This is a genomic window from Streptomyces mayteni (assembly GCF_054783955.1).
This window is the reverse complement of the sequence record NZ_BAAGPR010000231.1, coordinates 1-3,925: the sequence shown is the minus strand read 5'-3', so window position 1 is coordinate 3,925 and position 3,925 is coordinate 1. Positions and strand designations below refer to the sequence as shown.

The 3,925-nt window shown below is 77.1% G+C and carries 4 protein-coding genes; 1 reads left to right on the top strand and 3 read right to left on the bottom strand.

Going from position 1 to position 3,925, the window contains the following annotated elements; genetic code table 11:
* Positions 1-610 precede the first annotated feature (610 nt).
* The 3 genes from tsaE to alr are packed head-to-tail and all read right to left on the bottom strand — an operon-like array spanning position 611 to position 3,493.
* Positions 611-1,117 carry a tRNA (adenosine(37)-N6)-threonylcarbamoyltransferase complex ATPase subunit type 1 TsaE gene (gene tsaE, locus ACYVPE_RS39440; RefSeq protein ID WP_461038670.1) on the bottom strand — a complete coding sequence of 169 codons (507 nt, stop codon included), beginning with the start codon at positions 1,115-1,117 and terminating at the stop codon, positions 611-613.
* Positions 1,101-2,309, bottom strand: a complete 1,209-nt coding sequence (locus ACYVPE_RS39435) for an alpha/beta fold hydrolase (protein WP_461038669.1) — start codon at positions 2,307-2,309, stop codon at positions 1,101-1,103. The genes tsaE and ACYVPE_RS39435 overlap by 17 nt, the downstream gene beginning before the upstream one ends.
* Complete coding sequence (gene alr / locus ACYVPE_RS39430) at positions 2,306-3,493, bottom strand: alanine racemase (protein WP_461038668.1); 1,188 nt, start codon at positions 3,491-3,493, stop codon at positions 2,306-2,308. The genes ACYVPE_RS39435 and alr overlap by 4 nt, the downstream gene beginning before the upstream one ends.
* A gap of 122 nt (positions 3,494-3,615) precedes the next feature.
* Here alr and ACYVPE_RS39425 point away from each other — a divergent pair.
* Positions 3,616-3,925 (top strand): NAD(P)H-hydrate epimerase (locus tag ACYVPE_RS39425; RefSeq protein WP_461038667.1); only part of this gene is annotated, 310 nt, incomplete at its 3' end.

Here is a 3,925-nt window from a genome sequence, read left to right as displayed (position 1 = left end):
GGGCCCACGCGCGCAGCGCGGGGCACCGCCCGCGGCGGCGGGCCTGCGGCCCGGCGGCGCCGCCCCCTCCGCGCGAAGCGCGGCGGAAAGGGCTTGTGGGGGCACCTCCCAGCCTCCCCCAGACTCCGTCCGGGGGACCATGGCTGGGGGCCGTTAGCTGGGGGGCACCGCCCGCGGCGGCGGGCCGGCGGCGTAGCCGCCGTGGGCCGGGCCCGCGCCCCCGGCCCCGGCAGGCGCGGGCGGCGCAGCCGCCCACTCCGTGCGAAGCGCGCGAGAAGGGGTCGGCGGGTGGGGGAAACCCCGCGCGCAGCGCGGGGCACCGCCGAGGCAGCGGCCGCAGGCCCGGCCCACAGGCCCCGTCCGCGCGAAGCGCAAGAACGGGTGGGTGGGTGGGCGAAAATCCGCGCGCAGCGCGGGGCACCGCCCAGAGCCGGCCGCAGGCCCGGCCCCCGCGCGAAGCGCGAGGACGGGTGGGTGGGTGGGCGAGAACCCGCGCGGAGCCGCGGGGCACCGCCGGGGCAGTGGCCGCAGGCCGGGCCCGCGGGCCTCCTCCGTGCGAAGCGCGCTGGAAAGGGCGGGTGGGTGGGAAAACCCCACGTGGCGCCGGCCGTCAAACAGCCGGCTCGGCCAGTCCGTTCAGGCCCGCGTCGTGCCAACGCGCGCCCACGCCGGTCAGGGAGACCTCGCGCGTGTCGTCGTCGGCGCCCGCCGTCCGGTGGATGACGACGTGCAGCCGTTCGTCCGACAGTTCCTCGACCCGGCCCTCGCCCCACTCCACCACCACCACCGACTCCGGCAGCGCCACGTCGAGGTCCAGGTCTTCCATCTCGTCCAGGCCGCCGGCCAGCCGGTAGGCGTCGACGTGGACCAGCGGGGGGCCGTCGGCCAGTGACGGGTGGACGCGGGCGATGACGAACGTCGGGGAGGTGACGGCGCCCCGTACGCCGAGGCCCTCGCCGAGGCCGCGGGTCAGCGTCGTCTTGCCGGCGCCCAACTCCCCGGTGAGCAGCACCAGGTCGCCGGGGCGCAGCAGCGCGGCCAGCCGCCGGCCGAGTTCGCGCATCCGGTCGGGGCCGCGGACGGTGAGCGCGACGGGCGCGTCAGACAGCTGGTTCATGAGGGTGGATGCTACGCGTCAGCAACCTGACCAGGGCCTCGTTGACGACGACCGGGGCCTCGAGGAGCACCAGATGCCCGGTGTCGGGCACCAGCCGCAGCTCGGCGGCCGGCAGTTCCTCGGCGATCCGCTCGCTGTGGGAGGGCGGCGTCATCTCGTCCCGGTCGCCGGCCAGCACCAGCACCGGCAGGTCCTCTTCCAGGCCGCGCAGCACGCGGAGCGCGGCCCACTTGTCGTGCTTGTGGAAGGCCGGGTAGAACTCGGCGACCACGTCCATCGGCACGGCCTCGATCAGCCGCTCGGCGAACCGGGCGACGGCGGGGTCGATGGACGCCGGCTCGCCGAACGAGTACTTCCGCACCAGGCCCGAGTACAGGTCGCCGACGGCCCGGCGGCCGCGCTCGACGAGCTCGGGCCGGGTGCCGAGCATCCGCAGCATGCCGGGGACGGCGCGGCGGACGGCGTTGATGACGGGCGGCGGGAAGCCGTAGGTGACGTCGAGCAGGCCGCCGGCCGAGGTGCCGAGGAAGGCGATGCCGGTGACGCGTTCGGCGACGTACTCGGGGTACTGCTCGGCCAGCGCCATCACCGTCATGCCGCCCATGGAGTGGCCGACCAGGATGACGGGCCCCTCGGGCACGGTGGCGTCCAGCACGGCCTTCAGGTCGCGGCCGAGCTGGTCGATGCTGACGTCCTCGACGCGCTCGACCTGCGACGTGCCGCGCGCCGACCGGCCGTGGCTGCGCTGGTCCCAGTAGACGGCGCGGAACTGGCCGCGCAGCGCGGCGCGTTGGAAGTGCCAGACGTCCTGGGCGAGGCAGTAGCCGTGGCTGAAGACCACGGTGGGGCGGCGGCTGGCGGGGCCGTGGCGGCGCAGCAGCCTGGTGAGCCGGCCGGGCGCCTGTGGGGGTACCTCCCAGCCCGCCAGGGCTGGGGGAGGGTCCGCCACCAGCGCGGCCTCCGGCGTCGGGTGGTCGGCGGGTTCGTCGATCTCGTAGTAGAGCTCGGTGCCGTCCTCCGCGAAGGTGGTGCCCGGCGTGCCGCGGAGGGTGCCGAAGGGGCCGGCGGTGTCCAGCGCGAGCCTGGCCTGGCGGCGGAGCGAGCGCTGCACGCTCAGCCGCTCGACGGCCACCGTGGTGGCCACCGCGCCCAGCGCGATGCCCGCTATGCCGGCCCGCTTCGCCCAGCTCATGACGCCGCCTCCGCCGGCCGGGCGCCGGCGGCCTCGGCGCCGTGGTAGACGCGCGGCACCCGGGCGCCGACGCGGGTGACGATCTCGTAGCCGATGGTGCCGGTGGCCCTGGCCCAGTCCTCGACGGTGGGCTCGCCGTGGTCGCCAGGGCCGAAGAGCAGGGCCTCGTCGCCGGCCTCCGCCGCGTCGCCGCCGAGGTCGACGACGAACTGGTCCATGGCGACGGTGCCGGCCACCGTGCGCCACTTGCCGGCGACCAGCACAGGGCCGGTGCCCGAGGCGTGGCGGGGGATGCCGTCGGCGTATCCGGCGGGGATCAGCGCCAGCGTGGTGTCGCCCGGGGTGGTGTAGCGGTGGCCGTAGGAGACGCCGTGGCCGCCCGGCATCCGCTTGACGCCGGCCAGCGTGGCGCGCAGTGTCATCGCGGGCCGCAGCCCGAAGTCCTCGGGGGTGCCGACCTCGGGGGACGGCGAGACGCCGTAGACGGCGACACCGGCGCGCACCAGGTCGTAGTGGGTGGCGGGCAGGGTGAGGACGGCGGGCGAGTTCGCCAGGTGGCGCACCTCGGGCCGCAGCCCGGCGCGCTCGGCGACGGCCAGGGCCTCGGCGAAGCCCTCCTGCTGGGCGGCGATCGACGGGTCGCCCGGCTCGTCGGCCCTGGCCAGGTGCGACCAGACGCCGGCGACCACCACCGTGCCCTCGGCCTCGGCGGCGCGGGCGGCGGCCGTCAGGTCGGCCCAGTCGGTGGGCGGGCAGCCGCCGCGGCCGAGCCCGGTGTCGGACTTGAGGTGGATCCTGGCCGGCCGGCCGGCGGCCCGGGCGGCCGCCACGGCCTCGGTCAGCGCCCAACGGGCGCTCACCGAGACGTCGATGTCGGCCTCCACCGCGCTCCGCCAGGGCCCGCCAGGCACCCAGAGCCAGCACAGGATCCGCCCGGTGTCCCCGGCCGCGCGCAGCGCCAGCGCCTCCTCGGGCGTGGCGGCGCCGAGCCAGCCGGCGCCGGCCGCGCGGGCGGCCCTGGCGCAGGGCAGCAGCCCGTGGCCGTAGGCGTCGGCCTTGACCACGGCCATCAACTCGGCGCCGCCGGTGAGGCGTCGACGGAGCGCACGCACGTTGGAGCGCACCGCGGCCAGATCGATATCGGCGCGGAGACGCCGGGTTTCGGGCAGGACGTGATCGTTCATTGCCCTCCAGTGTCGCAGGAACCCCGGATTTCGCCGCCCGGACCGCCCGATGACGCCGTCCCGTTCCGACGCCTCCCGGGGTTCCCTGCGCCGCCGCGGCCGACACGGGCCAGACTGGTGCCATGAGGACGGCCTATCGCGTGGAGACGGTGCGGACCGCCGAGCGGGCACTGATGGACCGGCTGCCGGCGGGCACCCTGATGGCCAGGGCCGCCGCCGGCCTGGCGGCGGCCTGCGCCGACCTGCTGCCTTCGGGGCGGTCCAGGCGCGTGGTGCTGCTGGTGGGCGGCGGCGACAACGGGGGCGACGCGCTCTACGCCGGCGCCCGGCTGGCCCGGCGCGGCGTCGGCGTGACGGCGGTGCTGCTGGTCGCCGACCGTGCGCACCGCGGCGGTCTTGCCGCGCTCACCGCCGCCGGCGGCGGGGCCACCA

What these genes read in the sequence shown, in the direction of transcription:
- tsaE (WP_461038670.1), bottom strand. Translation starts at nt 1,117, where the DNA reads ATGAACCAGCTGTCTGACGCGCCCGTCGCGCTCACCGTCCGCGGCCCC.
- ACYVPE_RS39435 (WP_461038669.1), bottom strand. Translation starts at nt 2,309, where the DNA reads ATGAGCTGGGCGAAGCGGGCCGGCATAGCGGGCATCGCGCTGGGCGCG.
- alr (WP_461038668.1), bottom strand. Translation starts at nt 3,493, where the DNA reads ATGAACGATCACGTCCTGCCCGAAACCCGGCGTCTCCGCGCCGATATC.